Consider the following 25,239-nt stretch of genomic DNA (forward strand, 5'->3'; position numbering starts at 1 on the left):
GTTGAAAGGACGGCAGGCACATAGAAAGAGCGTGCACATCAAACTGGCACGCTTCCCTTCTATCGTGATCATATCTTATCAACCACAAAGGAAAAGCGCAAGCAAATTGCTTCAGGCTAGTTTTTCTTCAGCTGCATCATCAATTCCATGATTCTTGTCAGCAACTGTCGCTGATTTGTATCCGAATCACCATTTCTTTCAGCGTCTTTAAGCTGTTTCTGCCTTTGCAGTAATTCTTCCCGTTTTGGTCGAATTTTAATCTGTTCAACATAGTCAGACATTTCATTATCTGATATTTCTGTTGGAATGTCAAGGTGCATCAGCTCCGATACCAGGTTTACAAGCTCCTGCTCCTCGACGTATTCCATGAACCGGCTTACATCAGGCTCATGGTCGTCATCATAATAAGCATATAAATATGCTGCGAGCGCTGTATGGGCATCAATGTTAAATTCTCCGCCAATACGCTCTTTGACCTCCTCAGCCACTTCCCGGTTCTGAAGCATAAACGCAAGGAGCGTCCGTTCAGCATTTTCATAGGCTGAGCGCATCGACACCTGCTTTTTTGGAAGCGCTCCGCTCCGCCAACGTTTTCCCGTTTGCTCAGACGAAGGAGCCTTAGCTGCCTGTTCCCGTTTTTCCTTTTTTTGTACCTTGCGTTCTTCTTCCCGAAGAGCGTCCATCGACAGGTCAAATTCTTCTGCCAGCTGCTTCATATAAAATTCACGTTCTACAGCACTGCTGATCATGGATGTTTCCCGGAGTACTTCTTCGATATAGACAAGGCGGTCTCCTTCATTTTGAAGGTTTTTATTTTTACGCAGCTCCTGAACTTTAAAGGACATAAAAGGAACTGCACGCTCCGACAGCTGTGCATTAAATGCTTCTGCCCCGTAAGCCTGAATATAGTCGTCCGGGTCCATATCCGCCGGAAATTGTGCCACCCGTACATCGATGTCCTGCTTTTCAAGAATATCTCCGGTTTTCCACGCTGCTGTCCGTCCGGCATTGTCCCCGTCATAAGCAATTACCGCTTTGTCTGTTGCTTTTCGGATCTGTTCGGCCTGCCGCTTAGAAAAAGCCGTGCCAAGACCCGCAACCCCGTTTTTCACCCCTGCTTTCCACGCAGCAATAACATCCATATAGCCTTCGAACAGGACAGCTTCATCCTGTTTGCGGATCGCCTGGCGGGCTTTGGAAAACGAGTAGAGCGTTTCATGCTTTAAAAAGATGGGCGTTTCCGGGCTGTTTAAGTATTTCGGCGCACCTTCCCCAAGCGCGCGGCCGCCAAAGGCAATAATCTGACCGCGCTGATTATGAATAGGAAACATCACCCGCCCGCGAAAACGGTCATTCCACTGCCAGCTGGATTCCTGGCGGAAAATCAGCCCTGCCTCTTCCATTTCTTCAAGGTCGTAATCCCTTTTTTCAAGCAGCTGCACAAGCATATTGTTTCGCTCCGGTGCATAGCCGAGCTGGAATTCTTCAATAATCTCTTCGCTAATGCCCCGGGCCGTTAAATAATCATACGCCTCTTTTCCCTGCTCCGTATTCATCAGCAGATGATGATAAAACTTGGCCGCCATTTGATGCGCATCCTTTTTGGCCTGGTGCTGTTCCCGTTCGCCTGGGTATTGATCTTCGAGCTCGGGCAGCTCTGTACCCGTTTTGGCTGCAAGAGACTGGATGGCTTCCACAAATGTCAGGCCGTCGTGCTCCATCAAAAAAGTTATGGCATTGCCGCCTGCACCGCAGCCAAAACAGTGATACAGCTGCCGCTCCGGTGAAACAGAAAATGACGGGGTGTTCTCCCCATGAAAAGGACACAGGCCAAGATAATGCCTGCCCTGTTTTTTCAGCTGTACGTAATCATTGATGACTTCAACAATATCTGTCTTTTCCCGAACCTCAGCAACTTTTTCTTCTGGAATAAACGCTGCCACTTTGTTTCCTCCCTGATGGGCCTATTACCAATTGGACTCACTGCCGCCTGCTTCAAAAATCTCCAGGCCCTCAAAAAAACGCTGGCGCTCTTCAAGTGATATTGCTTTAGGGCCTTTAACTCTGTGCTTTCCCTGTTTGGCCAGCACGCCGGCATACCGGCCGGCAAGCAGCCACTCCTCGTCGCCTTTTTTCCAGCGCTTTCCCCGGAAAGAAAGAACCGCTGCTCCTTTTTCCAGAGCAATAGCTGCCAGGCCATGATCATCGGCGATGACCAGATCACCGGCAGAAACATGGTTCCAAATATACATATCCGCCGCTTCGGGTTCATTTTCCACCATCACGGTTTCTGCTTCATACAGTTTATTTGAAACGTGGGCGCTGCTCGCTACAAAAACGACCCGCACGCTTTTGTCTGTCCCCCACGTGTCGATCGTTTCTTTGTGCGGGCATGCGTCCGCGTCCACATACACTGTGGCTTCCTTTTTTGCCATGCTTATTCTCTCCTAGCGCTGCTGAAACATATTGGAGATAATATTGGCTGTTTCCTCAACAGCTTTATTGGACACATCAATCACCGTACAGCCAATTTTATTCATCAGCTCTTCCGAGTAGTCGAGCTCTTCCTGGATACGCTCCATACTCGCATAGTTTGCTTCCGGCCTCAGCCCAAGCGCCTTCAGCCGCTCGGAACGGATCCGGTTTAATTTATCGGCGCTGATCCGAAGCCCGATGCATTTCTCACTCGGAATATTAAACAATTCCTCCGGCGGGTCCACTTCCGGCACGAGCGGCACGTTTGCCACCTTCAGACGCTTATGGGCCAGGTACTGGGAAAGAGGTGTTTTCGAGGTTCGCGAGACACCGATCAGCACAATGTCCGCCCGGACAATGCCTCTAGGGTCACGGCCGTCATCGTATTTAACCGCAAATTCGATCGCCTCCACCTTACGGAAATAATCTTCATCAAGGCGGTACACAAGACCAGGCTCATATCTTGGCTGCTGGTTCGTGAGCGTCACCATTTTATCGAGTACAGGTCCCATAATGTCAACGGAATCCACACCTGCCTCTTCCGCATGCTCCCGGAGATACTGATTGATTTCGGGGATTACCAGCGTGAACGCAATCATTGCCTTGGCTTCCTTGGCGAGCTGAATGACCTCTTCGACCGTGCCCTCATCTTCAACGTACGGAATACGGCGTACTTCCATCCCGTCCTCCCCAAACTGACTCGCAGCGGCTTTTACTACCAGTTCAGCTGTTTCTCCTACCGAATCGGACACTACGTATACTACTGGGCGCTCTTGTTTTGTGGTCATGTCTGCCTCCTCGGGTTAAAATAATTGGTTATTGGCCAGATCCACCAATACTTTCGTTATATTCGTTTTCGTGATCCTGCCGACCACCTCATACTTTCCACCGCCGGCGTCTTTCACTACCGGCAGCGCGTCAATCTGACGCTCGATCAGCTTGGTCGCTGCATAAACAACCAGATCCTCTTTTTTGCAGATCGTGATGTTAGGCATCCTTGTCATAATAATACTTACAGGGATTGCTTCGGTATCCTGGCGGCCGAGGCTCGCCCGCAGCAGATCTTTTCTTGAAAGGACGCCGGCCAGGTGGCTTTGTTTATCCACCACAAAGAGAGTACCGACATCTTCAAGAAACATGGTGCAGATGGCATCGTACACACTGTCCGATTCAGAGACGACCACTGCGATCGACTGGTAATGTTTGACCGTTAACTTCTGCAGCTGATTATTCAGCTCTTCGGTATCCGTTTTTCCGGTATAATAATATCCTACTCTCGGTCTTGCTTCTAAAAATCCTGACATTGTGAGAATGGCCAGATCCGGGCGCAGAGTGGCTCTCGTCAGTGAAAGTCTGTCTGCAATGTGCTCCCCGGTGATCGGCCCGTTGTCTTTAACAATCTGCAGGATGGTTTCCTGACGCTCTGTTAATTCGATAGTGACTCCCCACCTTCATCGGCGCTTCGCACGGAGGCATTATTTACGATGAAAAAACAATGCTCCGAAAGCGGGCGAACCGTTCAATTTCCCTGGATAACAGTGCCATCTGCTGCAGCCTGTTCTGCTTTACCTGCTCGTCCTCAGCCATGACCATGACATGATCAAAGTAGGCATTGATAGCCGGCGTAACTACCTGAAGCGCTTGGTACGCACCGGCAACATCCGCCTGCACCAGCGTTTCATCGAGCTGCTGATTCAAGGTTTTGCTTTTTTCGTAAAGCTCTCTTTCCTCTTCAGCCTGGAAAAGCTCTGTCTGAATATCCGAACCACTGTCTGTGTTTTTTGCGATATTGGTCACCCGGCTGAGTGCCTCCACCGTTTCTTTAAAGTCTGCTTCCTCGGCACGTGCCTGAATAAATACAGCTTTTTCTGTCACTACGTCAATTCTTTCTCCAAGGTGAAGCAGCACGGCATCCGCGATATCATGACGAATACCTTCATCATGCAGCTTTTGGCGGACACGCTGGGTAAAGAATTCTTCGAGGTCCTTCAGGACATCCGCTTCTTCCCGCTGAAGAAGTGAACGCTCGTTGATTTCATCCATCACCAGAGCGATCAGCTGCTGAATAGTCAGCGGGAACCGATGCCCGGTGATTGTCTGAACAATACCTGCTGCCTGTCTTCTCAATCCGTGAGGGTCCTGCGATCCGGTAGGAACCATACCTACACCAAAGCTCGAAACAATAGTGTCCATTTTATCCACTACGCTGATAACCGCGCCCTCAACATTTTCCGCAGGAGTATCCCCGGCGGACTTTGGTTTATAATGTTCTGCAATAGCTTCGGCAACTTCGGTGTTTTCTCCTGCCATCCGGGCATATTCTCTTCCCATAATTCCCTGGAGCTCGGTGAATTCGTCCACCATTAATGTCACGAGGTCGAATTTGGAAATGTGAGCAGCTCGCTTAACATTTTGCACCTTCGCACTGTCGAGCTGCAGATATTCTGCAAGCCGGGTGCTGACAGCCTCCACCCGCATTACCTTTTCACCGACTGTGCCGAGGTTTTCCTGATAAATAACGTGATTTAATTTTTCTACTGCTTCGTCCGGCGATATTTTCCGGTCTTCGTCATAGAAAAACTGGGCATCCGCCAGACGGGCACGAAGCACCTTCTCATTCCCTTTTCGCACCTGGTCAAGGTGCCGAGCATTACCGTTACGTACTGTAATAAAATACGAAAGAAGACTGCCTTCGTCATTTTCCACCGGGAAATACCGCTGGTGTTCTTTCATCGAGGTAACAAGCACCTCCCGCGGAATGTCCAAATACGCTTCATCAAATGATCCATGCAGCGCGGTTGGGTATTCCACGAGCTGATTCACTTCAGCAAGCAGCCCCTGGTCAATCGGAATATGCCAGCTGTTCTCTGCTTCAATCTCTTCAATCTGGCTGCGAATCAGTTCAGTTCTTTCAGAAGCATCTGCAATCACATACTCCTCTTTCAGCTGCTGCTCATACGTTTCCGGCTTATGAATCGTAATGGCATTTCCCAAAAACCGGTGTCCATAGGAAATATTTCCGGCTGTCCGGTCTGTAATCGTAAAGGGGATCACTGTTTCTCCGTACAATGCCACAAGCCATTGGATCGGTCGCACAAAGCGAAGCTCGTGACTTCCCCAACGCATGTTTTTCGGAAAAGTGAGCGATGTAATAATTGCTTTCATCTCCTGGAGCATTTCTGAAGTCGGCCGGCCCTTGTGTTCTTTTTCCACAAACACGTACTCGGTGCCTTTCACCTCTTTAAAGTACAACTCCTGGGCCTCGACCTGCTGGCCTCTGGCAAAGCCTAAAGCCGCCTTGCTCCATTCCCCGTCGTCTGTGAGAGCGAGCTTTTTAGCCGGGCCGCGGGCCTCCTCCACCATATCCTCCTGATAATCAGCCAGATCCTCCACCCGGAGTGCAAGCCGTCTCGGAGTGGAAAACATATGAACGGCACTATAGCTTAAGCGCTGCTCCCGCAGCCAGGTTTCCGTTTTTTCCTTCAGCTGCTTGACTGCCCCCTCCACAAAACGGGCAGGCATTTCTTCCACGCCGATTTCAAGTAAAAAGTGATTAGCTGCCATAATTCATCGCCTCCTGCTTCTGTAGCGGAAATCCTAGTTTTTCCCGTTCTTCGTAATACGCCTTCCCGCACTTTCTTGCCAGATTGCGCACCCGCGCAATATATCCGGTTCTCTCCGTCACTGAAATCGCCCCGCGGGCATCGAGCAGATTAAACAAATGCGAGCATTTTAACACGTGATCGTAGGCAGGCAGCACGAGCTTTTCTTCAATGGCCCGCTCTGCTTCCTTTTCGCTTGCGGCAAACTGATTCAACAGCAGCTCTTTATCCGCAATTTCAAAGGAATACTTCGAATGCTCGTATTCCGCCTGTAAAAACATATCGCCGTACGAAACGCCCTGCACCCATTCCAGGTCAAACACATTTTCTTTATCCTGAATATACGACGCCAGCCGTTCGATGCCGTATGTAATCTCAGCTGTCACCGGGTGGGCGTCCATGCCGCCGACGTGCTGGAAATATGTGAACTGGGTGATTTCCATGCCGTCAATCCAGACTTCCCATCCGAGGCCCCAGGCACTCAGCGTCGGAGCTTCCCAATTGTCCTCCACAAAGCGGATGTCGTGGGCAAGCGGGTCAATGCCGATCGCTTCCAGGCTTTTTAAATAAAGCTCCTGGATGTTGTCCGGCGACGGCTTCATAACTACCTGAAACTGATGGTGCTGATACAAACGGTTCGGGTTCTCCCCGTAGCGTCCGTCCCCCGGCCGCCTCGACGGCTCTACATATGCTGCGTTCCACGGCTCTGGCCCGATGCTGCGCAGAAACGTCATCGGGTTCATCGTGCCCGCTCCCTTTTCCACGTCGTAGGCCTGCATAATAATACAATTCTGATCAGCCCAGTAGTTCTGCAATGTTAAAATCATTTCCTGTATATTCATTGCCATGTTAAACACCCCTTCTGCTTTTCGTTTATTTCATTAAAAAAGTCCCTATACCTGTCACTCAGGTATAGGGACGGTTATCACCGCGGTTCCACCCTACTTGCTTTTTGGGCACTATAGCCGAAAAGCCGCTTTATCCATTCCGCGCTCCAGAACGCCTTCACAACCGGTCAGCGTGCAGCTCTCACTATCCTGCACTCGCTAAGACTGAAGAAGATTGCTACTACTTTCCTTCCCTGCGCATCGTTATGATTGTATTGAAATAGTACTTAACATTTGCGAGTGTGTCAAGCACTCATTCGACGTTCCACTTTTCCATCTGCTCCAAAAAACGCCTCGCCTTTAAATGAATACCTGCGTACGAATCATAATAGCTGTTCAGGACATCCTTCAGCTCTTTTTTCGTTTCGGCTGATACAGAAACAGAACCGATCCGGTGCACATCAATATAGAAAAACGTCCGTAAGAGCCGCACCGTTTTCGGCTGAATGCGGAACCGGTACGGATCCATCTCCCAGCACAGATGACAGAGAAAGCCCGCTTCGCGAATGGAAAAATGAAAGGTGCCCTCCTGCCGGCCGCAGTTCACACAGCGGTCGATCACAGGCTGAATGCCTGCCACGGCAGTCATTTTCACTTCAAAGAGCCGGATGAGCACTTCAGCGTCCTCCCCTTCGTCGATACGCCGCAGAAGCTGCCAGAACAGCTCAAATAAATAAGGATTTCGTTCCTGGTCCACCGTCACTTTATCAAGAAGCTCGGACAAATAGGAGGCGTAGGAAGTGAGAACGATATCTTCACGCACGCTGCGGAATGAATCTGTGACATCCCCCTGGCTGAGCGTTCTCATTCCTTTGCCCGGATAGTACACAAACGTTCCGTAAACAAAGGGCTGGGAGATCGAGCGCAGGCGGCTGCTTGGTTTCTTTGCCCCTTTGGCCATCATCGCCATTTTTCCGTGCTCTCTTGTATACACCGTTAACACTACGTTGGATTCCCCGTAGGAAGCAGTCCGCAAAACAATTCCTTCTGTTTTCTGAATCATGCTGTTCCTCCGCTCACAGGCGATTTCTTAATATTCATCCTCGCGATATCCGTTCTCCCGAAGCAGATACGCACTGTTTCTCCAGTCTTTTTCCACCTTCACCCAAAGCTCTACAAACACCTTTGAGCCAAGCATTGACTCAATATCTGCCCGGGCCCGCTGCCCGATTTCCTTGAGCATCGACCCCTGCTTGCCGATAATAATGCCTTTTTGAGTCGGGCGTTCAACAACAATAGTAGCTGCCACATACACCGCACCGTTTTCCCGTTCCTTCATTTCATCGATAACGACGGCGAGCGAATGCGGAACTTCTTCGCGAGTCAGCTGCAGGGCTTTTTCGCGGATCAGTTCACTCACGATAAACCGTTCCGGGTGATCGGTGACCTGATCTTCCGGATAAAACTGCGGTCCCTCCTCGAGATATTTGGTAAGTTCTTCGAGAAGCGTCGTCACGTTATTTCCGTTCAACGCAGAAACTGGCACGACCTCGGCAAAATTATACCGTTCGGAATAGCTTGCAATCACCTTGAGCAACTCGTCCGGATGGACTTTATCGATTTTATTAACGATTAAAAATACCGGCGTGTCTGTCCGCTTCAGTTTTTCAATAATATATTCCTCACCGGGGCCATATGATTCTGACGCATCGATCAGGTATAAAATAATATCAACATCGTTCAGTGTCTGCAGAGCAGCACGAACCATAAAATCGCCCAGCTTGTGCTTTGGTTTATGAATGCCCGGAGTATCGATAAAAACAATCTGGGAATCTTCTGTCGTGTAGACTCCCTGGATTTTATTTCTTGTTGTCTGTGCTTTATCACTCATGATCGCAATCTTTTGGCCAAGCACCTGATTCATTAATGTGGACTTTCCCGCATTGGGCCGCCCGATTAGGGCGGCAAAACCGGAATGATACTCTTCACTCATTATTTTCCCTCTTCTTTCCTGCTTTCATACTATAAATCCTCCGGGCCGAATGCTCCCGGGAGCAGCTCTTCCATCGTCGTTACTTTCATGTCCCCCTGCAGGTTGCCCAATACAATCCGGGCGTCCTTCGGCAGAAACTCAGAAAGCACCTGCCGGCAGGCGCCGCACGGAGCGACCGGTCCTTTCGTATCGGCGATGACAGCTACCATTTTTCCGCTTCGCATGCCTGTACGCAGCGCACTGAATACGGCTGTCCGTTCTGCACAGTTGCTTAACCCATACGAGGAGTTCTCAATATTACATCCTTCGTACCACTCACCGTCCTCTCCTACAAAGACCGCTCCTACCGGAAAGTTGGAATACGGGACGTACGCTTGTTCTCTCGCCTGTTTAGCCCGTTCAAGCAGTTCGTTTTCTATAGCCAATGTATTTCCCCCTTTGTCAGCTCAGCCATTCCCATAGGAAAGGCATAAAAATCATCACACCGATGATAACAGCAAATACAGCATAAATGAGCACCGCGCCGGCAGCAATGTCCTTGACTTCTCCCGCGGTTTTATTCCATTCCGGAGACACCAGATTTACAAGGCGCTCGAGCGCGGAATTGACCATTTCGAGTACGAGCATGCCGGCAATTGCCAGCAATAGAACGGTCCACTGCCATAAAGCGAGCCCGCACAGCCAGCCCAGAAGGACAGCTGCGAGGCCAAAAAAGACATGGAAGCGCATATGACGCTCCTCCCGAAAGGCAAGGCGGATGCCTTTTCCGGCAAACACAAACCCGTCCCTCCAGCGCCTGGGCAGCGATTTATCGCGGTAATCCATACGCTTCCAGGATCCTTTCCTGACGCGAAAACATTGTTTGTTCTTCTTCTTTATTCATATGATCATAACCAAGCAGATGCAGCAGGCCGTGAACGGCCAGAAAGCCCAGCTCTCTTTCAAACGAATGACCATACTCCTCTGCCTGCTCCCGGGCTTTAGGAACGCTTATAATAATGTCTCCGAGCAGATTCGGAATGCCTTCGGCCTGCGGCTGAATCTCATCGTCATTCAACGCAAATGAAATCACATCAGTCGGCCGGTCGATTTCCCGGTATTCCCTGTTGACCGCCTGAATCATCTCGTTGTCCACAAAACTCACAGATACCTCCGAGCCATCTACGACTCCTTCTTCTTCACATGCGAACTGCAGGATGTTCTGCACCAGCTCCCAATGCTTCGGTTCCACTTGTTCCGTTTCGTCTACCATATCCACTTCAATACTCACGCCTGTCCACCCCTGACTAGTTGTTTGTTGGTTTGTCCGGCCGGTTCAACGTACGCTTTGGATCGCCTTCCTCCTGTTCGTACGCATCAAGAATCTGCTGCACCAGTGTATGCCGCACAACATCCGTGGCCTCCAGGTAAACGAATCCAATATGATCGATGTTTTTTAATATACGCGCCGCCACCTTCAGACCTGACTGCTGGCCTTTTGGAAGATCAATCTGGGTAAGATCCCCATTAACGATCATTTTTGAACCAAACCCGAGCCGTGTTAAAAACATCTTAATTTGTTCTTTCGTCGTATTCTGTGCTTCATCAAGAATAACAAAAGCATCGTCGAGCGTCCGGCCTCTCATATAGGCAAGGGGAGCTACTTCGATCGTGCCTCTCTCCATGAGCCGCTGTGTATGCTCCGCCCCAAAAATATTATGCAGAGCGTCATACAGCGGACGCAGGTATGGGTCCACTTTTTCTTTCAGGTCGCCCGGAAGAAACCCGAGGCTTTCTCCAGCCTCTACCGCTGGACGGGTCAGCACAATCCGCTTCACCCGTCCCTCCTTTAAAGCATTGACCGCCATCACAACTGCCAGATAGGTTTTACCTGTACCTGCCGGACCAACGCCAAATATCATATCTTTACGGCGGATCTGGTCGATATATTCCTTCTGCCCTAAGGTTTTAATCATGACCGGCTTGCCTTCGGCGTTTACAGCAATCTGCTCCTGGAATAAATCTTCAAGCTTTTCAAGCTTTCCTTCTTCAGCCAGCTGCGCTGCATAGACAACGTCCCGTTCAGAGATCCGCACCCGTTTTTTCAAAAGCCTGGCCAAAGCCTCAATCACTTCTTCCACCAGTGCTGCCTGCTTTTCATTTCCTTCCACGATCAGTGAGCCGCCTCTGGTAATGATCGAAACGTCCAGCTTTTCTTCAAGCCGCTCAATGTGCACATCATTCGGACCAAACAGCTGCTGTATGTCATTCATTTCATTCACTTGTAATTCTAGCGTTTTCTTTTCGGTCAATATAGCTCAGTCTCCTTGAGTATAATATCATATCCTTGCTGTTATCAGTTTTTTCGTTAGTATGCTAATTCTACTCTACCACCACGCTGAGGGTGTTGCAAAAAATAGCAGACATTTTAAACATTTAAGGCAAAAAAAGAACCTGATCCGAAGATCAGGCTCACTCATTACTGCTTTTTTTAGTGGAACGATGCGGCTCAATTCTCTCACGCGACATTGTTGACTGCCGCTGGTAAGGATAACCGCTGCGCCTTGTGACCGGCGGGCTTAGTACCTCTGCCCATACGAGCCCGTTGGCCGCTTCTTTTTTGTTTATCGACCGCGGGTTTCTCCGCGCTCCGCCAATTTCTCCGTCTGACGTGATGCTTCCACGTTCAGCAGACTGCCGCGAAGCACGCTCAAGACGCTGACTTGCATTTTTCTTTTGCTTTTGAAGCTCTTCACGGCGCTTTTCATATTCCTTTAAAGCACTGCTTTTATTCTGAGGCTCATCTGACTCTTCTTTGTACAGCTCTGACTCTGCTTCCGGCACCCGGCGCGTTGGATGATTGCCAGGGCTTCCGGAGGGATCATTCTGAGGACGATTCGGCGTGTTTTCCTTGCGGGCATTTTCAAACTCTTCAAACAGGTCCTCAAGCTTACCGAACGCTCCGCGCCGTCTCGAATCGCTGTCGCTGCCCTCCTGCTGCTGGCTGCTGTCCCCCCGGCCGAGAAACGTAATCAAACCACCGAAGAGCAGCAGTAAAATCCACAGGTTATTAAACACTAGTTCAAACAGCTGCTCCATCGCTTCATTCACCTTCTTCTACGGACAAAGTCCCTTATTTATCGGTGTGTGGACGGTTGTAAGGCCCGTTTTGATCGTCGTCTTTACCGGATTTACTGATCGACTCACGCATATCCGTATCAGACATTACGTTCTGGATATTCATATAATCCATGACCCCAAGGTTTCCGGAGCGCAGTGCTTCTGCCATTGCCATTGGCACTTCTGCTTCGGACTCGGTAACTTTCGCACGCATTTCTTCTACGCGTGCTTTCATTTCCTGTTCCTGGGCTACAGCCATGGCACGGCGTTCTTCGGCCTTCGCCTGGGCGATGTTTTTGTCTGCTTCCGCCTGGTCAGTCTGCAGTTCTGCACCAATGTTTTTGCCAATGTCAATATCGGCAATATCGATGGATAAAATCTCAAAGGCCGTACCTGAATCCAGGCCTTTGGAAAGCACTGTCTGCGAGATGCTGTCCGGATTTTCCAACACTTTTTTATGGTTTTGAGAAGAACCAATCGTCGAAACAATACCTTCACCTACACGGGCGATAACGGTATCTTCACCGGCACCCCCGACCAGGCGGTCTATGTTTGCCCGCACGGTGATTCTTGCTTTTGCTTTTACTTCAATGCCGTCCATTGCGACACCGGCAATAAATGGTGTTTCAATAACTTTCGGGTTAACACTCATCTGTACAGCTTCCAATACATCACGGCCGGCAAGGTCAATAGCCGCACAACGCTCAAATGTAAGTTCAATATTTGCACGCTGGGCAGCGATTAGTGCGTTAACCACACGGTCCACGTTACCGCCAGCCAGATAGTGGCCTTCAAGCTTGTTCAACTCAATATCGAGTCCGGCTTTTTCTGCTTTGATCATCGGATTTACTACTCTCGACGGAATAACCCTCCGGAGCCGCATACCGACAAGCTGGAAAATACCTACTTTCACCCCTGCGGCAAGCGCCGAAATCCAAAGCGCAACCGGAACAAAGGTGAATAAAATAACGAGCGCTATTAAAATAATAGCTAATACAATAACGAGGCCTATATCAATTCCCATGTCATGATTCCCTTCTTTCTTTGTTAGAATAAGGCTTTACTACAACACGCGTGCCTTCTACACGCACTACCTGCACAGCGTCTCCGCGGTCGAGGTAGCGGCCGTCTGAAACAACATCAATTTTTTCCCCGTCAATTTCTGCCGCACCGGTCGGATGCAATGGGGTTAATGCCGTTCCTTCTCTGCCCAATAAGTCCGTTCTGCCTTCATTTGATACATATCCATCCTTTGAAGAAAAAGTGTCCTGAAGCACCAGCTTTTTCATCGGCCCCCGTTTTCCAAAGCCCACCACCATGACTGCTGCTGCGATGATGGCGGCTACAGCTGCCAGTACAACGGAAATCGCCATGACGGAAATAGAAAACGAGGACATAAACAGGCTGCCAACGACTGCCCCTATACCTAATATACCAAAAATTCCAAAACCAGGAACAAAGAATTCTATCAGCAGCAGAAGCAGGCCGACGCCAAACAACAGCAGGCCTTCGAAACCAGCAAAGCCGGCAATCATATGACCGAAAAAGAAAAGTCCTAAGGATGCGAGACCGATACCTCCGAAAATTCCAAATCCCGGTGAAAATACTTCAAGTATTAGGCCGATCATGCCAACGCTGAGTAAAATCGGAATCACGTAAGGACTCGTCACCCACCTTGCGACCTGCTCGGCTGCGCTGATATCTGCTTCTTCCACTGCAGCACCGCCCAGGTTCATCTGACTGAGAAGATCATCCCTGCTGTCGGCAATGTACTCCGCATAGCCCACCTCATCAGAAGCTGCTTCCGATGCCGTAAGCGTTAACAGTTCACCTTTTCCGGCACGATAATCCGGCAGCTTAACTCCAGGATCCGCCATTGCTTCTGCATACACCGGGTCTCTGTCATTTGATTCAGCTGCATTGACCATATTAGACACCCAGGCCGACTGAGCCTTGTCAGATGCTGCATTCCCTGATCCGTCAATAACCTGGGCAGCTCCCATTTCTGTTTCAGGCGCCATGGCAATTTCGTCAGCGCTCAAAGCGAGAAACGCTCCTGCTGACATGGCCTGATCCGTTACATATGCTGTAGTTGGAATAGATGTGCCGTTGATAATTGAAGCAATCTCCCCTGCGGCATCCACCGCGCCTCCGGGTGTGTCCAGCTCAAAAATAATCCTGTCGGCATCAGCTTCCTCCGCTTCTTCCACTGATCGTTCCAAAAATGCGGCCATTCCCTGCTCAACGGTCTGTTCAACCGGGATAACATACACGGTCTGATTTTCACCGGCCCCCTGTACAGATGCCGGAAGCCAGGCAGCTGTCATGAAAAGCACGGCAAGAATAACGGACAACCATCTGCTTTTTCTCTGCTCCACCTCTATCCCCCCTCCCGTTCATTAGTTATATGTCTATACTCTTATGTACGAGGATAAAGATAAAAGCGTTTCAATTTTTTCCCGTTTATTTCAGCAGGAAGACTCGCTTATGTTTAAAAAAAGAGACCGAACCGGAACTAAACCCTGATTCGATCTCTAGCTTTCTTATTATCAAGAAGATAAATGCTTTTTCACTAATTGATTTACCTGGGAACCGTCCGCTTTTCCGCTGATTTTAGGCATCACCGCAGACATCACCGTTCCCATGTCTTTCATCGAAGATGCATTCTCCTCCTGAATGGTTTCTTTCACAATCGATTCCAATTCTTCATTCGATAAAGGAGCAGGAAGATATTCAGATATGACGTCCATTTCGAACCTGGTCTGTTCTGCTAAATCTTCCCGTCCTGCGTTTTCAAACTCATGGAGGGAATCTTTTCTTTGTTTCATTTCGCGGTTTAAAACCGCTGTTGCTTCGCTTTCATCAAGCTCTTTATTGAGCTTGATAGCTTCATTCTGCATCGATGCCCGCAGGCCTCTGATAACATTTAAACGCTGTTTTTCCTTGTTTTTCATCGCTGACTTCATGTCACTGCTTAAACGATCCATGAGTTCCAAGGATGCAGCACCTTCTTTACTTAAAACTTACGTTTTCTAGCTTCTTCGCTTTTCTTCTTACGACGAACACTAGGTTTTTCGTAGTGTTTGCGTTTTTTCACTTCAGCCATTGTTCCTTCTTTGGAAAGGCTACGCTTAAAACGGCGAAGAGCGGCATCAATATCTTCATTCTTTTTCTTTCTTGTCTCTGCCATGTGATTCCCTCCCTCCGAACAACCAATCTAACTAATATATGAATAAAGACTATTACTCAAATACTAGCCATTTGGTAAATAGTATAAAGCATCTATGCCAAAAAATCAACGAGCGGGCAGGCAGAGATTGTCAGTAGTTTTCACTTGAGGTTTCGCCCTGCAGGATTTTCACCCCAGAGCTTGCACCGAGCCGGGAAGCTCCGGCCTCAATTAATGCAAGAGCAGTCTGGCGGTCCTTAACCCCGCCACTCGCTTTTACGCCGGCACGGTCGCCCACTGCCTCTTTCATCAGCCGCACATCTTCGATCGTTGCTCCTCCTCCGTTAAACCCGGTGGATGTTTTCACAAAATCTGCGCCGGCTTCAACGGCAAGACCGCAGGCGGTCTTCTTTTCTTCATCCGTTAACAGCGCCGTCTCTATTATCACTTTCACCAGCGCCTCCTGATTTGCAGCCTGTACGACCGCCTCAATGTCCGCGCGGACCAGATCATCTTCCCCGCTTTTTAAGGCGCCAATGTTAATAACCATATCAACTTCCTTCGCTCCGTTGGCGATGGCATTTTTCACTTCAAATGCTTTTGTTTCAGGATTTGTGGCACCGAGCGGAAAACCAATCACTGTGCAGACAAGCACCTCGGAGCCTTCCAGCTCTTTAGCTGCAAACGGCACCATCGCCGGGTTAATGCATACAGACTTGAAATGATTATCTTTGGCTTCCGTAGTGATACGTTTTATATCTTCAAATGTGGTTTCCGGCTTCAGCAGGGTGTGATCAATATACTGCGCGAGATCTGCCATACTTTCTCCTCCAGTTCAACTGTTATAGTTATACAAGCGTTGCCGTATCGTGGTCGAGCACGCGTACAAATTCCCCTTCATTCAATGGATAGCCCGCGTTCGTAATTTTCACGCGCACAATCTCACCGCGCCATTCCGGTTTCGCTGGGAAACGTACCTTTATATAATTCGTCGAATAGCCGACAAAGTAGCCAGGTTTTTCTTTGTCTTCTTCCTCCGGGATTACTTCCACAACTTCATTTTCAAAACGCGAAGCATACTCTTTTGCGAGTTGATTGGAAAGCTCAATCAGACGGTGCACACGGTCATTTTTTTCTTCATCCTCAACCTGATCACTCATTTTAGCAGCCGGAGTGCCGGTACGTTTCGAATACGGAAACACGTGCAGCTCTGAGAAACGCTGGTCCCGGATAAAATCGTATGTCTGCTGAAATTCTTCTTTCGTTTCTCCCGGGAATCCCACAATCACGTCTGTTGTGATGGCGCATTCCGGGAGCGCTTCGCGAAGTTTTTCGAGGCGGTCCGCATAAAATTCCACACTGTATTTTCTTCTCATTCTCTTAAGCACGGTGTTCGATCCAGCCTGAAGCGGAACGTGCAGATGATTTACTACTTTGTTTGACCGGCGGAGCACGTCAATTACTTCATCGGTGATCTGACTTGCTTCTATGGAAGAAATCCGGATCCGTTTTAACCCATCAATAGTCTCAAGGTCCCGAAGCAGGCCCGCGAGATTGTAGTCTTTCAAATCTTCCCCGTAGCCGCCTGTATGAATACCAGTCAGCACCAGCTCCTTGTAGCCTTTGTTAACCAGCTGTTCCGCCTGGTGCATAACCTCTTCCGGATTTCTCGAACGGAGCAGGCCGCGGGCCCACGGGATGATGCAGAAGGTACAGAAATTATTGCACCCTTCCTGAATTTTCAGCGATGCTCTCGTACGATCGGTAAACTCCGGCACGTCGAGCTCTTCATATACACGGTTTTTCATAATGTTGCTTACACCGTTAATAGGTTCCCGGGATACCGTGTACTCTTCAATATAGTCGAGCATTTTTTTGCGGTCCTGCGTGCCGACGACAATGTCGACGCCGGGGATATCCATGATCTCTCCCGGGGACGTCTGGGCATAACAGCCGGTAACGCATATAATTGCGTCCGGATTTTTACGCACTGCGCGCCGGATCACCTGGCGGCTTTTTTTATCTCCGGTATTGGTCACTGTACAGGTGTTGATGACATAAACGTCCGCGGTCTGGTCGAATTCCTTTTTTTCATAGCCGTCGTTTTTAAACAGCTGCCATATGGCTTCCGTTTCGTAATGGTTTACTTTACAGCCAAGAGTATGAAACGCCACTGATCTCATTGTATGTTCCCCTCCTGAATTTCATAATAATATGTCACTGCTCCAAGCAGCAGCAAAGAAGCGGTTTCACTGCGGACAATCCTTTTTCCCAGAGAGGTCGATGGAATGCGCTGTTCCTCAAACAGGGAAAGCTCATTACTGGAGAACCCGCCCTCCGGCCCGATAAATGCAAGCAGCGTTTCCGGACGCCGGCTGAACACGTCAGGGAGCTTTGCGGGCTGTTCCGTCCTTGCCTCTGCTTCCGATAAAACGACCCGGTTCTCAATGGAAGCCGTGCCTTCTATAACCTTACGTGCTGAGGAAAAATAAACAACTTCCGGTATATACATCCGCTCTGACTGCTCTGCTGCTTCTTTAGCAATTCGGTTTAAACGATCAATTTTCTTTTGCCGTTTATTCGCATCCCATTTTACCACAGAATGGTCCCCTTCATAAAAATAAATCGCCGCGGCTCCCAGTTCTGTTGCTTTTTGCACGACGGTGTCCATTTTTTCCCCTTTAATCAGCGCCTGAGCCGCGATGATGTTTACAGGAAGCTCTGCTCCACCTGTCCATTCGCTGATTATTTTCACGTGAATACTTTTTTCCCCCACGCTTTCAATTTTAGTTACAAAGGCACGTCCCTGGTTGTCTTTACATATAATTTCTTCTCCTGGGCCCATACGCATAACACGGGCAATGTGCTTTGCATCATTACCCGTGATTTCTATATATTCATGCTGTATGGAGGAGGGATCCACAAAATAATGCTGCATATTCCTCTCCTTTACAGTGTCTGCGGCCGGCGGGCGATAATGCACAGCCAGTCTTCGACTGCGCGCGCATCCTCAATAACAAATCCCGCTTCTGTCAGAGCCTGTTCAACATCCGTACGTTTGCTTTCAATGATGCCTGAAGTTATAAACACACCATCCGGCTGAAGGGAGTTAAACGCGTCTTCAGCGAGACGAATAATAATCGGAGCTAAAATATTAGCCACAATAATATCTGCCTGCATCGACTGGTATTCCAGCAGATCCGATTGGGCCACAGTAATTTTTTCTGCCATCCCGTTTCGGCTGATATTTTCTTTAGCGCTTCTGACGGCTACTTCATCGAGGTCGAGCGCAAGAATTTCTCCTGCTTCGAACAGGGATGCGCCTATAGCGAGTACGCCGGACCCGGTGCCCACATCCAGCACTGCATTACCCGGACGTGTGTACTCTTCAAGCGCCTGCATGCTGAGTACGGTTGTCGGGTGCGTGCCGGTGCCAAACGCCATTCCCGGATCCAGGGTAATGATTTTTTCCCCGCTCTTTTTTTCATACTCTTCCCAGGAGGGCACAATAGTGACCTTGTTCGTGATCTGGACAGGCTTGTAGTACTTTTTCCAGGCCTCTGCCCAGTCCTCCTCGGCAATCTCTTTGAGCACCACCTGGTTTCGTCCTAAATCAATATCGTAAAGGAGCAGTTCATTAATGGATTGCTTAATTTCCTCCACAGTATCGGTGACGTAGCTTGTCATCGGGAGGTAGGCTTTTACAAGCGTGCCTTCATCCGGATAATTATCTTCAGAAAGCATGAACCATTCGTCTTCTGCCTCCTCCCATTCCCGCTCCAGATCGGCCGAATCTTCAATCACAACCCCGCTCGCACCTGCTTCCTGAAGTACAAATGATACAGGGTCAATCGCCTCCTGGGTGGTGTGGACAGAAATTTCAATCCAATTCATATACCTGCTCCTCTCTTTTTACTCTCCACGAAACGCCCGTTTCACCCGGTCAAAGAAGTTTCCGTGCTGTTCATCAGTTTCTTCATCACCGCTGATTTCTGCGAATTCCCGCAGCAGTTCCTTCTGGCGGTCCGTCAATTTCTTCGGTGTCACAACCTGAACTTTGACGTGCTGATCGCCCTGGCCTCGTCCGTGCACGTTGCTGATACCTTTATTGCGGAGACGGAATTTTGTCCCGGACTGGGTACCAGCCGGTATTTTCAATTTGACTTTACCGCGCAGTGTCGGCACTTCGATTTCATCACCAAGTGTTACCTGCACAAATGTAAGCGGCATTTCGCAGTAAACGTCATCTCCGTCACGTTCAAAGAATTCATGCGGCTGTACGTTGAAAACAACGAACAGATCGCCCGGGGGTCCACCGTTTGCGCCGGGTTCACCCTGACCGCTCACGCGGATCTGCTGGCCATGGTCGACGCCTTCCGGAATGTGGATATTGATCTTTTTGTTACGGCGGATGCGTCCGTTTCCGTTACACGTAGGACATTTTTCTTCCACTTCAACACCGGAGCCGCTGCAGCGGTCACATACACGCCGATTCACGACACGGCCAAACGGCGTATTCTGTTCTACGTTCACCTGGCCCTGCCCGCCGCACTGGCGGCATGTTCTTTTTTCTGTGCCCGGCTTTGCGCCGTCGCCGCCGCACGTTTCACAATTTTCTTCCTTTGGAATTTCGATCTCTGTATCTTTACCGAAGGCTGCTTCTTTGAAGGTAAGCGTCATCGTATACTGCAGATCCGCCCCCTGTCTCGGTGCATTTGGATCTCTTGAAGCACCGCCGCCGAAAAACATATCGAAAATATCGCCAAAGCCGCCGCCGAAGCCGCCAGCTCCGGCTCCGCCGCCACCAAATCCCTGGTTCGGATCCTCGTGACCGAAACGATCGTAATTCGAACGCTTCTGGGGATCGCTTAATGTATCGTAGGCATCTTTAATTTCAATAAATTTTTCTTCGGCGTCATCTTCTTTGTTGACGTCCGGGTGATACTGGCGTGCCAGTTTTCTATATGCTTTTTTTATTTCCTGCTCATCTGCGTCTTTGCTGACGCCAAGCACGTCATAATAATCGCGTTTACTCATCGTTCATCTTCACTCCTCGCTCTTGTCCATACGTGTTATCTTATCATTTTACAAGAAGACGCTTCAATCTGAAAAACATATTCATTACAGAAAGAAGGGGCCATCCCCTTGAATAGAAGCAGTCAAGTGACCACTATTCGGGACAGCCCCATTCATCAGCGCTACAGATCGTTAGCTGTTTTTGTTGTTATCACTGTTATCATTGTCATCTTTAACGTCTTCATAGTCAGCGTCTACAGTATCGTCACTGCTTTCGCCGCCGGCTTCGCCCTGCTCCTGCTGAGCCTGCTGCGCTGCCTGTTCATACATTTTTGTTGTCAGCTGCTGAACGATTTCCTGAAGCTCGTCCTTCGCTGTACGGATGGCTTCAATATCCTCGCCCTCAAGTGCTGTTTTCACTTTTTCTTTTGCGTCCTCAGCCTGCTGCTTTTCTTCTTCTGTTACGTTTTCGCCGAGGTCGTTCAACGTTTTTTCTGTCGTGAAGACAAGCTGATCCGCTTCATTGCGCACTTCTACTTCTTCCTTACGCTTTTTGTCTGCTTCAGCGTTTTCTTCAGCGTCTTTGACCATTTGTTCAATGTCTTCTTCAGAGAGACCGGAAGAAGAAGTGATGGTAATGGACTGCTCTTTGTTTGTGCCAAGATCCTTCGCACGCACATTTACAATACCGTTGGCATCAATATCGAAGGTTACTTCGATTTGAGGTACGCCGCGCGGAGCTGGTGGAATATCCGTCAGCTGAAAACGGCCGAGCGTTTTGTTGTCTGCGGCCATTTCACGCTCGCCCTGCAGCACATGAATGTCCACAGAAGGCTGGTTGTCAGCCGCTGTTGAGAATGTTTGGGATTTACTTGTCGGAATTGTTGTATTACGGTCAATTAATTTGGTTGTTACGCCGCCCATGGTTTCGATACCAAGAGAAAGTGGTGTAACGTCAAGCAGTACCACGTCTTTTACATCGCCAGTGAGTACGCCGGCCTGAACAGCAGCACCTACGGCTACCACTTCGTCCGGGTTAACACCTTTGTGTGGTTCTTTACCGGTTAAGTTTTTAATACCTTCCTGTACAGCCGGAATACGTGTGGAACCACCAACAAGGATAACCTTATCCACTTCAGAAGCGCTGAGACCGGCGTCTTTCATTGCCTGTCTTGTAGGTCCCATTGTACGTTCAACCAGCTTCGAGGAAAGCTCATCAAACTTAGCACGTGTCAGTGTAAGCTCAAGGTGCTTCGGTCCGCTTTGGTCTGCTGTAATAAACGGAAGAGAAATCTGGGTCTGCGTTACGCCGGAAAGGTCCTTCTTCGCTTTCTCTGCTGCATCCTTCAAGCGCTGCACAGCCATTTTGTCCTGTGAAAGGTCAATTCCGTTTTCCTTGCGGAACTCATCCACCAAATGATCGATGATTACCTGGTCGAAGTCGTCGCCGCCAAGCTTGTTGTCGCCGGATGTGGAACGTACTTCAAAAAAGCCGTCGCCAAGCTCAAGAATGGAAACGTCAAACGTACCGCCGCCGAGGTCAAATACGAGGATCGTCTGGTCCTCTTCTTTTTCAAGACCGTACGCAAGCGCTGCTGCGGTCGGCTCGTTTACAATACGGTCTACTTCAAGACCTGCAACGCGGCCGGCGTCTTTTGTTGCCTGACGCTGGGAGTCGTTAAAGTACGCAGGTACTGTGATAACTGCGTTTGTAACGGTCTCGCCAAGATAGCTTTCAGCGTCCGACTTTAATTTCTGGAGAATAATCGCAGAGACTTCCTGCGGATTGTATTCTTTGCCTTCGATTTCCACAGTGTAATCTGTACCCATATGACGCTTGATGGAACTGATCGTGTTAGGGTTGGTGATGGACTGGCGCTTTGCCACTTCCCCAACCTGGCGTTCCCCGTCTTTGAATGCTACAACTGAAGGAGTTGTGCGGTTACCTTCTGGGTTCGGAATAACCTGTGCCTCGCCGCCTTCCATAACCGCTACACAAGAGTTTGTTGTACCTAAGTCAATACCAATTGTTCTACTCATTTTTCTTCCTCCTATACAGTACTCTATATCTGAATTATTAGTTGTTCACTTTTACCATTGAAGGGCGCAGCACACGATCTTTCAGTCTGTATCCCTTCTGCATTTCTTCCACAATCTGATTGGACTCAAACCCTTCTTCGTCAGCCTGCATGACAGCCTGATGAATGGTTGGGTCAAAGTATTCGCCCTGTGCCGGGATTTCTTCCACACCCTGCTGTTCGAGTGCCGATCTGAACTGATTATAGACCATGGCCATACCGTCAATAAATGACTGGGCACTTTCGTTATCCGGCTGGGTCTGCATCGCTCTTTCAAAGTTATCCATTACCGGCAGAAGATCCTCGGCGAGAGGCTGGACCCGGTATTTGGCATCCTCTTCTTTTTCCGCTTTCGCTCTGCGGCGCACATTTTCCAAGTCTGCCTGGGTACGCAAAGCACGGTTTTTCCATTCTTCTATTTCTTTTTCAAGCTCTGCTTCGCGCGAGCCTGATTCCTCTTCAAGTTCATCCTCTTCAACATCTTCCGGCCCGAGAATTTCAACGTCTTCTTCGGTTAATTCTTCTTCATTTGGTGCCTGCTGTTCTTTTTTTTCCTCTTCCTGCTGCTTGTTCTTTTCGCTCACCTGCGCCACCTCCATAAATGCTGTTGCTATCGTTTAAAAGCCATATTTTACCGGACTCTTTATTAAGTTCATCAACCAATAACAAATACTATCATTAAGAGTCTCTCCGGTACAAGTCATCCAACACATTTGAAAGTCCGTAGGAAAGATGATTTACCAGGCTGATGACTTTTTGATATTCCATTCTTGTGGGCCCAACAATGCCAATGGTCCCAACCGGCTTACCGGCCAGAGAGTACGTAGCAGAAATGATGCTGCAGTGCTCAAACGCTTCATTCGTGTTTTCCTGGCCAATTCTAATTGTCATGCCGTTAATGGTTGGTTTTAAGAGCTCATGAATCAAATGCTCCTCCTCCATTAATTCGAGCAATGCCCGCACACGGTCTACGTCTTTGAATTCCGGCTGGTTGAGCAAATTAGTTTTGCCTCCGTAAAAGATCTTTTCATGCCGTGACTTTCGAAGAGCCTCCTCGGTAAACGAAAGAGCGGCTTCGTAGTTGAGCACGTATCTTTTTAAAACATCTCTTACTTCAGAAAACAGGGCCCGCTGCAGCTGATAAAGTGGAATCCCCCGCAGCCGCTCGTTTAAAATGTTCGTAATTTGTTCGAGCTCCCCTGCTTCAAGCGTTGGCGGAAGAGCCACCGTATGGTTTTCCACATATCCTGTATCCGTCACGATGACGGCTACAGCTGCTTCTTTTCCGATAGGAACAATCTGAATCTGCCTGAGTCTTGATTCAAACATTTCCGGGCCGAGCACAATAGAGGCATAGCTCGTCAATTCAGACAAAATGCCGGCTGTTTCTTTTACAGCTTCTTCAGCCTCGAGTATTTTACCGGCAAAAAGCGATTGAATGTTATTCATCTCAGGTTCACTGAAACGGTACGGCAGCAGCAGATGGTCCACATACAGCCGGTAAGCTTTCTGGGAAGGAATGCGTCCGGACGAGCTGTGGGTTTTTTCGAGAAAACCGAGCTCCTCCAAATCCGCCATATCGTTACGGATGGTGGCCGGACTGAACGTAATGCTGTTTTTTTTGGAGATGCTTCTTGAACCTACAGGTTCGGCCGATTGAATATAATCTTCAATGATCGATTGCAAAATGAGTAATTGTCGATCGGTAAGCATTACACATTCTCCTCTGTTAGCACTCGTTTTATCCGAGTGCTAAATCTATTTTATAAGCTATCAAAGGATTTTTGCTTTGTCAATTGTTTTCAGGCTCATCATCCAATAAAAATAAAGCAAACACTTCATTACCGAGCAGCTTCCCTTCCTCTGTTAGAAACAAGCGGCCGTCTGCTTCTGTGAGCCACTCCTTCTGCTTCGCTTCCTGAATGCTGTCCGGATAGATGTCTTCCACGGCACAGCCGTATTTCTGATAAAAACGCTCAGTAGATACACCTTCATATAAACGAAGCCCGAGAAACATCTCCTCTTCGATCTGTTCTTTTCTCGTTACCGGATGCGTCGTCTGGACCGGGTCCCCTTTTTCCTGAACCGCCTGGATGTAGTGGTTCAACGGTTTAATGTTGGCATATCGCACGCCGTCGGTGTAACCGTGAGCGCCGGCGCCGGCACCAATATATTCTTCATTCTGCCAGTATATCCGGTTGTGACGGCTGCTGTGCCCGGCACGTGCAAAATTGCTGATTTCATAAGCATGAAGACCATGGCTTTCGAGACGTTCCACAAGCAGCTCATACATGTCCGCTTCCTCTTCCTCCGGCAGCGGAGCAATCTTTCCTTCCCTCCACCAGTTATAAAACCGGGTCTGCTTTTCGATTTTCAGGGAATAGGCAGACACATGCGGGGGATCAAGCGCCATCGCTTCATCAAGCGTCTCTTCCCAATCCTTCATCGTCTGGCCCGGCAGCCCGAACATTAGATCAATCGAAATATTATCAAAGCCAGCCTGTCTGGCAGCCTGGACTGTTTCTTTTGCTTCGTCCGCCGAATGCCCCCGGCCGATACTGTTTAACTGGGAATCGTGAAACGTCTGAACACCAATGCTCAGCCGGTCAACTCCACCTGCCTTCAGCAGCGAAAGCTTCTCTTCCCCCACATCTCCCGGATTTACCTCCACCGTATATTCCTTGAGCTGTGCCACCGGAACGTGCCGGTCCATGATCTGCATCAGCTTCTCCACCTGAACGGCCGAAAGAGCTGTAGGTGTTCCCCCTCCGATATAAACCGTCTGCAGCTGGTCCATCGTATAGGAATCGAGCTCCCGGTCCAGCGCTTCTAAATATTCATCCACCGGCTGATTGTTAATGAGAAATTTATTAAAATCACAATAATAACAAATGTATTCGCAAAAAGGGATGTGGACGTACAATCCTTTGGCCACGCTTTTCTCTCCTTCTTTATGGAAAAAGCAAAGGCCGCCCGGAAG

Annotated in this window: 26 protein-coding genes; all 26 read right to left on the reverse strand. The window is 49.0% G+C overall.

Annotated features, from left to right (window positions below; translation table 11 throughout):
- Positions 1 to 116: 116 nt before the first annotated feature.
- The 26 genes from dnaG to hemW all read right to left on the reverse strand — a co-directional run bounded on the left by dnaG (position 117) and on the right by hemW (position 25,194).
- A complete protein-coding gene (gene dnaG, locus SIC45_RS10050; RefSeq protein WP_319632064.1) occupies positions 117 to 1,943 on the reverse strand; it encodes a DNA primase in 1,827 nt (608 codons plus the stop codon).
- Between the two features lie 24 nt (positions 1,944 to 1,967).
- The gene (locus tag SIC45_RS10055; protein ID WP_298787925.1) at positions 1,968 to 2,435 is read right to left on the reverse strand and encodes a DUF188 domain-containing protein; all 468 of its coding nucleotides are present in this window, start codon (positions 2,433 to 2,435) and stop codon (positions 1,968 to 1,970) included.
- A 12-nt stretch (positions 2,436 to 2,447) separates the two neighbouring features.
- Complete coding sequence (locus SIC45_RS10060) at positions 2,448 to 3,263, reverse strand: pyruvate, water dikinase regulatory protein (RefSeq protein WP_298787927.1); 816 nt, start codon at positions 3,261 to 3,263, stop codon at positions 2,448 to 2,450.
- A gap of 15 nt (positions 3,264 to 3,278) precedes the next feature.
- Positions 3,279 to 3,911 carry a helix-turn-helix transcriptional regulator gene (locus SIC45_RS10065; protein ID WP_319632960.1) on the reverse strand — a complete coding sequence of 211 codons (633 nt, stop codon included), beginning with the start codon at positions 3,909 to 3,911 and terminating at the stop codon, positions 3,279 to 3,281.
- 43 nt (positions 3,912 to 3,954) lie between these two features.
- A complete protein-coding gene (gene glyS / locus SIC45_RS10070) occupies positions 3,955 to 6,039 on the reverse strand; it encodes a glycine--tRNA ligase subunit beta (RefSeq protein WP_319632065.1) in 2,085 nt (694 codons plus the stop codon).
- On the reverse strand, positions 6,029 to 6,919 hold the full coding sequence (gene glyQ / locus SIC45_RS10075) for a glycine--tRNA ligase subunit alpha (protein WP_298788186.1): 891 nt from the start codon (positions 6,917 to 6,919) through the stop codon (positions 6,029 to 6,031). The genes glyS and glyQ overlap by 11 nt, the downstream gene beginning before the upstream one ends.
- Positions 6,920 to 7,217: 298 nt before the next feature.
- The gene (gene recO, locus SIC45_RS10080; protein WP_298787931.1) at positions 7,218 to 7,967 is read right to left on the reverse strand and encodes a DNA repair protein RecO; all 750 of its coding nucleotides are present in this window, start codon (positions 7,965 to 7,967) and stop codon (positions 7,218 to 7,220) included.
- 27 nt (positions 7,968 to 7,994) lie between these two features.
- Positions 7,995 to 8,897: a GTPase Era gene (gene era, locus SIC45_RS10085; RefSeq protein ID WP_298787933.1), complete on the reverse strand. Its 903-nt coding sequence runs from the start codon at positions 8,895 to 8,897 to the stop codon at positions 7,995 to 7,997.
- A 29-nt stretch (positions 8,898 to 8,926) separates the two neighbouring features.
- Positions 8,927 to 9,316 carry a cytidine deaminase gene (locus SIC45_RS10090; protein WP_319632961.1) on the reverse strand — a complete coding sequence of 130 codons (390 nt, stop codon included), beginning with the start codon at positions 9,314 to 9,316 and terminating at the stop codon, positions 8,927 to 8,929.
- Between the two features lie 22 nt (positions 9,317 to 9,338).
- Positions 9,339 to 9,722 (reverse strand): diacylglycerol kinase family protein, encoded by a 384-nt coding sequence (locus SIC45_RS10095; protein WP_022794952.1) that lies wholly within the window; start codon positions 9,720 to 9,722, stop codon positions 9,339 to 9,341.
- Positions 9,706 to 10,167: an rRNA maturation RNase YbeY gene (gene ybeY / locus SIC45_RS10100; protein ID WP_298787936.1), complete on the reverse strand. Its 462-nt coding sequence runs from the start codon at positions 10,165 to 10,167 to the stop codon at positions 9,706 to 9,708. Before ybeY ends, SIC45_RS10095 begins: the two co-directional genes overlap by 17 nt.
- A gap of 16 nt (positions 10,168 to 10,183) precedes the next feature.
- Complete coding sequence (locus tag SIC45_RS10105) at positions 10,184 to 11,188, reverse strand: PhoH family protein (protein ID WP_298787938.1); 1,005 nt, start codon at positions 11,186 to 11,188, stop codon at positions 10,184 to 10,186.
- A 160-nt stretch (positions 11,189 to 11,348) separates the two neighbouring features.
- Positions 11,349 to 11,975, reverse strand: a complete 627-nt coding sequence (locus tag SIC45_RS10110; RefSeq protein ID WP_319632066.1) for a hypothetical protein — start codon at positions 11,973 to 11,975, stop codon at positions 11,349 to 11,351.
- A gap of 34 nt (positions 11,976 to 12,009) precedes the next feature.
- Positions 12,010 to 13,020, reverse strand: coding sequence for a flotillin-like protein FloA (gene floA / locus SIC45_RS10115; protein ID WP_022794948.1), 1,011 nt, complete (start codon positions 13,018 to 13,020; stop codon positions 12,010 to 12,012).
- Between the two features lies 1 nt (position 13,021).
- Positions 13,022 to 14,374, reverse strand: a complete 1,353-nt coding sequence (locus SIC45_RS10120; protein WP_319632067.1) for a nodulation protein NfeD — start codon at positions 14,372 to 14,374, stop codon at positions 13,022 to 13,024.
- A 171-nt stretch (positions 14,375 to 14,545) separates the two neighbouring features.
- Positions 14,546 to 14,992: a GatB/YqeY domain-containing protein gene (locus tag SIC45_RS10125; protein WP_022794946.1), complete on the reverse strand. Its 447-nt coding sequence runs from the start codon at positions 14,990 to 14,992 to the stop codon at positions 14,546 to 14,548.
- 20 nt (positions 14,993 to 15,012) lie between these two features.
- Positions 15,013 to 15,186: a 30S ribosomal protein S21 gene (gene rpsU / locus SIC45_RS10130; protein WP_022794945.1), complete on the reverse strand. Its 174-nt coding sequence runs from the start codon at positions 15,184 to 15,186 to the stop codon at positions 15,013 to 15,015.
- A 130-nt stretch (positions 15,187 to 15,316) separates the two neighbouring features.
- The gene (gene deoC / locus SIC45_RS10135) at positions 15,317 to 15,985 is read right to left on the reverse strand and encodes a deoxyribose-phosphate aldolase (protein WP_319632068.1); all 669 of its coding nucleotides are present in this window, start codon (positions 15,983 to 15,985) and stop codon (positions 15,317 to 15,319) included.
- 28 nt (positions 15,986 to 16,013) lie between these two features.
- Complete coding sequence (mtaB, locus tag SIC45_RS10140; protein ID WP_319632069.1) at positions 16,014 to 17,348, reverse strand: tRNA (N(6)-L-threonylcarbamoyladenosine(37)-C(2))-methylthiotransferase MtaB; 1,335 nt, start codon at positions 17,346 to 17,348, stop codon at positions 16,014 to 16,016.
- Positions 17,345 to 18,103, reverse strand: a complete 759-nt coding sequence (locus tag SIC45_RS10145; protein ID WP_319632070.1) for an RsmE family RNA methyltransferase — start codon at positions 18,101 to 18,103, stop codon at positions 17,345 to 17,347. Before SIC45_RS10145 ends, mtaB begins: the two co-directional genes overlap by 4 nt.
- Positions 18,104 to 18,114: 11 nt before the next feature.
- Positions 18,115 to 19,059 (reverse strand): 50S ribosomal protein L11 methyltransferase, encoded by a 945-nt coding sequence (gene prmA / locus SIC45_RS10150; RefSeq protein ID WP_319632071.1) that lies wholly within the window; start codon positions 19,057 to 19,059, stop codon positions 18,115 to 18,117.
- Between the two features lie 18 nt (positions 19,060 to 19,077).
- Positions 19,078 to 20,202, reverse strand: coding sequence for a molecular chaperone DnaJ (dnaJ, locus tag SIC45_RS10155; RefSeq protein ID WP_319632072.1), 1,125 nt, complete (start codon positions 20,200 to 20,202; stop codon positions 19,078 to 19,080).
- A 171-nt stretch (positions 20,203 to 20,373) separates the two neighbouring features.
- Positions 20,374 to 22,221: a molecular chaperone DnaK gene (gene dnaK / locus SIC45_RS10160; protein ID WP_298787958.1), complete on the reverse strand. Its 1,848-nt coding sequence runs from the start codon at positions 22,219 to 22,221 to the stop codon at positions 20,374 to 20,376.
- Positions 22,222 to 22,258: 37 nt separating this feature from the next.
- The gene (gene grpE / locus SIC45_RS10165) at positions 22,259 to 22,843 is read right to left on the reverse strand and encodes a nucleotide exchange factor GrpE (protein WP_319632073.1); all 585 of its coding nucleotides are present in this window, start codon (positions 22,841 to 22,843) and stop codon (positions 22,259 to 22,261) included.
- Between the two features lie 94 nt (positions 22,844 to 22,937).
- Entirely contained in the window at positions 22,938 to 23,972 is a 1,035-nt protein-coding gene (gene hrcA, locus SIC45_RS10170) for a heat-inducible transcriptional repressor HrcA (RefSeq protein WP_298787961.1), read from the reverse strand.
- Positions 23,973 to 24,051: 79 nt separating this feature from the next.
- Complete coding sequence (hemW, locus tag SIC45_RS10175; RefSeq protein ID WP_319632074.1) at positions 24,052 to 25,194, reverse strand: radical SAM family heme chaperone HemW; 1,143 nt, start codon at positions 25,192 to 25,194, stop codon at positions 24,052 to 24,054.
- Positions 25,195 to 25,239 lie beyond the last annotated feature (45 nt).

The sequence above is a fragment of the Marinococcus sp. PL1-022 genome, from assembly GCF_033845285.1.
GTDB lineage: Bacteria > Bacillota > Bacilli > Bacillales > Marinococcaceae > Marinococcus.

Coding starts and splice junctions, on each gene's coding strand:
- SIC45_RS10055 (WP_298787925.1), bottom strand. CDS start 2,435: ATGGCAAAAAAGGAAGCCACAGTGTATGTGGACGCGGACGCATGCCCG.
- SIC45_RS10060 (WP_298787927.1), bottom strand. CDS start 3,263: ATGACCACAAAACAAGAGCGCCCAGTAGTATACGTAGTGTCCGATTCG.
- glyS (WP_319632065.1), bottom strand. CDS start 6,039: ATGGCAGCTAATCACTTTTTACTTGAAATCGGCGTGGAAGAAATGCCT.
- glyQ (WP_298788186.1), bottom strand. CDS start 6,919: ATGAATATACAGGAAATGATTTTAACATTGCAGAACTACTGGGCTGAT.
- recO (WP_298787931.1), bottom strand. CDS start 7,967: ATGATTCAGAAAACAGAAGGAATTGTTTTGCGGACTGCTTCCTACGGG.
- era (WP_298787933.1), bottom strand. CDS start 8,897: ATGAGTGAAGAGTATCATTCCGGTTTTGCCGCCCTAATCGGGCGGCCC.
- SIC45_RS10095 (WP_022794952.1), bottom strand. CDS start 9,722: ATGGATTACCGCGATAAATCGCTGCCCAGGCGCTGGAGGGACGGGTTT.
- SIC45_RS10110 (WP_319632066.1), bottom strand. CDS start 11,975: ATGGAGCAGCTGTTTGAACTAGTGTTTAATAACCTGTGGATTTTACTG.
- floA (WP_022794948.1), bottom strand. CDS start 13,020: ATGGGAATTGATATAGGCCTCGTTATTGTATTAGCTATTATTTTAATA.
- rpsU (WP_022794945.1), bottom strand. CDS start 15,186: ATGGCAGAGACAAGAAAGAAAAAGAATGAAGATATTGATGCCGCTCTT.
- deoC (WP_319632068.1), bottom strand. CDS start 15,985: ATGGCAGATCTCGCGCAGTATATTGATCACACCCTGCTGAAGCCGGAA.
- mtaB (WP_319632069.1), bottom strand. CDS start 17,348: ATGAGATCAGTGGCGTTTCATACTCTTGGCTGTAAAGTAAACCATTAC.
- SIC45_RS10145 (WP_319632070.1), bottom strand. CDS start 18,103: ATGCAGCATTATTTTGTGGATCCCTCCTCCATACAGCATGAATATATA.
- prmA (WP_319632071.1), bottom strand. CDS start 19,059: ATGAATTGGATTGAAATTTCTGTCCACACCACCCAGGAGGCGATTGAC.
- dnaJ (WP_319632072.1), bottom strand. CDS start 20,202: ATGAGTAAACGCGATTATTATGACGTGCTTGGCGTCAGCAAAGACGCA.
- dnaK (WP_298787958.1), bottom strand. CDS start 22,221: ATGAGTAGAACAATTGGTATTGACTTAGGTACAACAAACTCTTGTGTA.
- hrcA (WP_298787961.1), bottom strand. CDS start 23,972: ATGCTTACCGATCGACAATTACTCATTTTGCAATCGATCATTGAAGAT.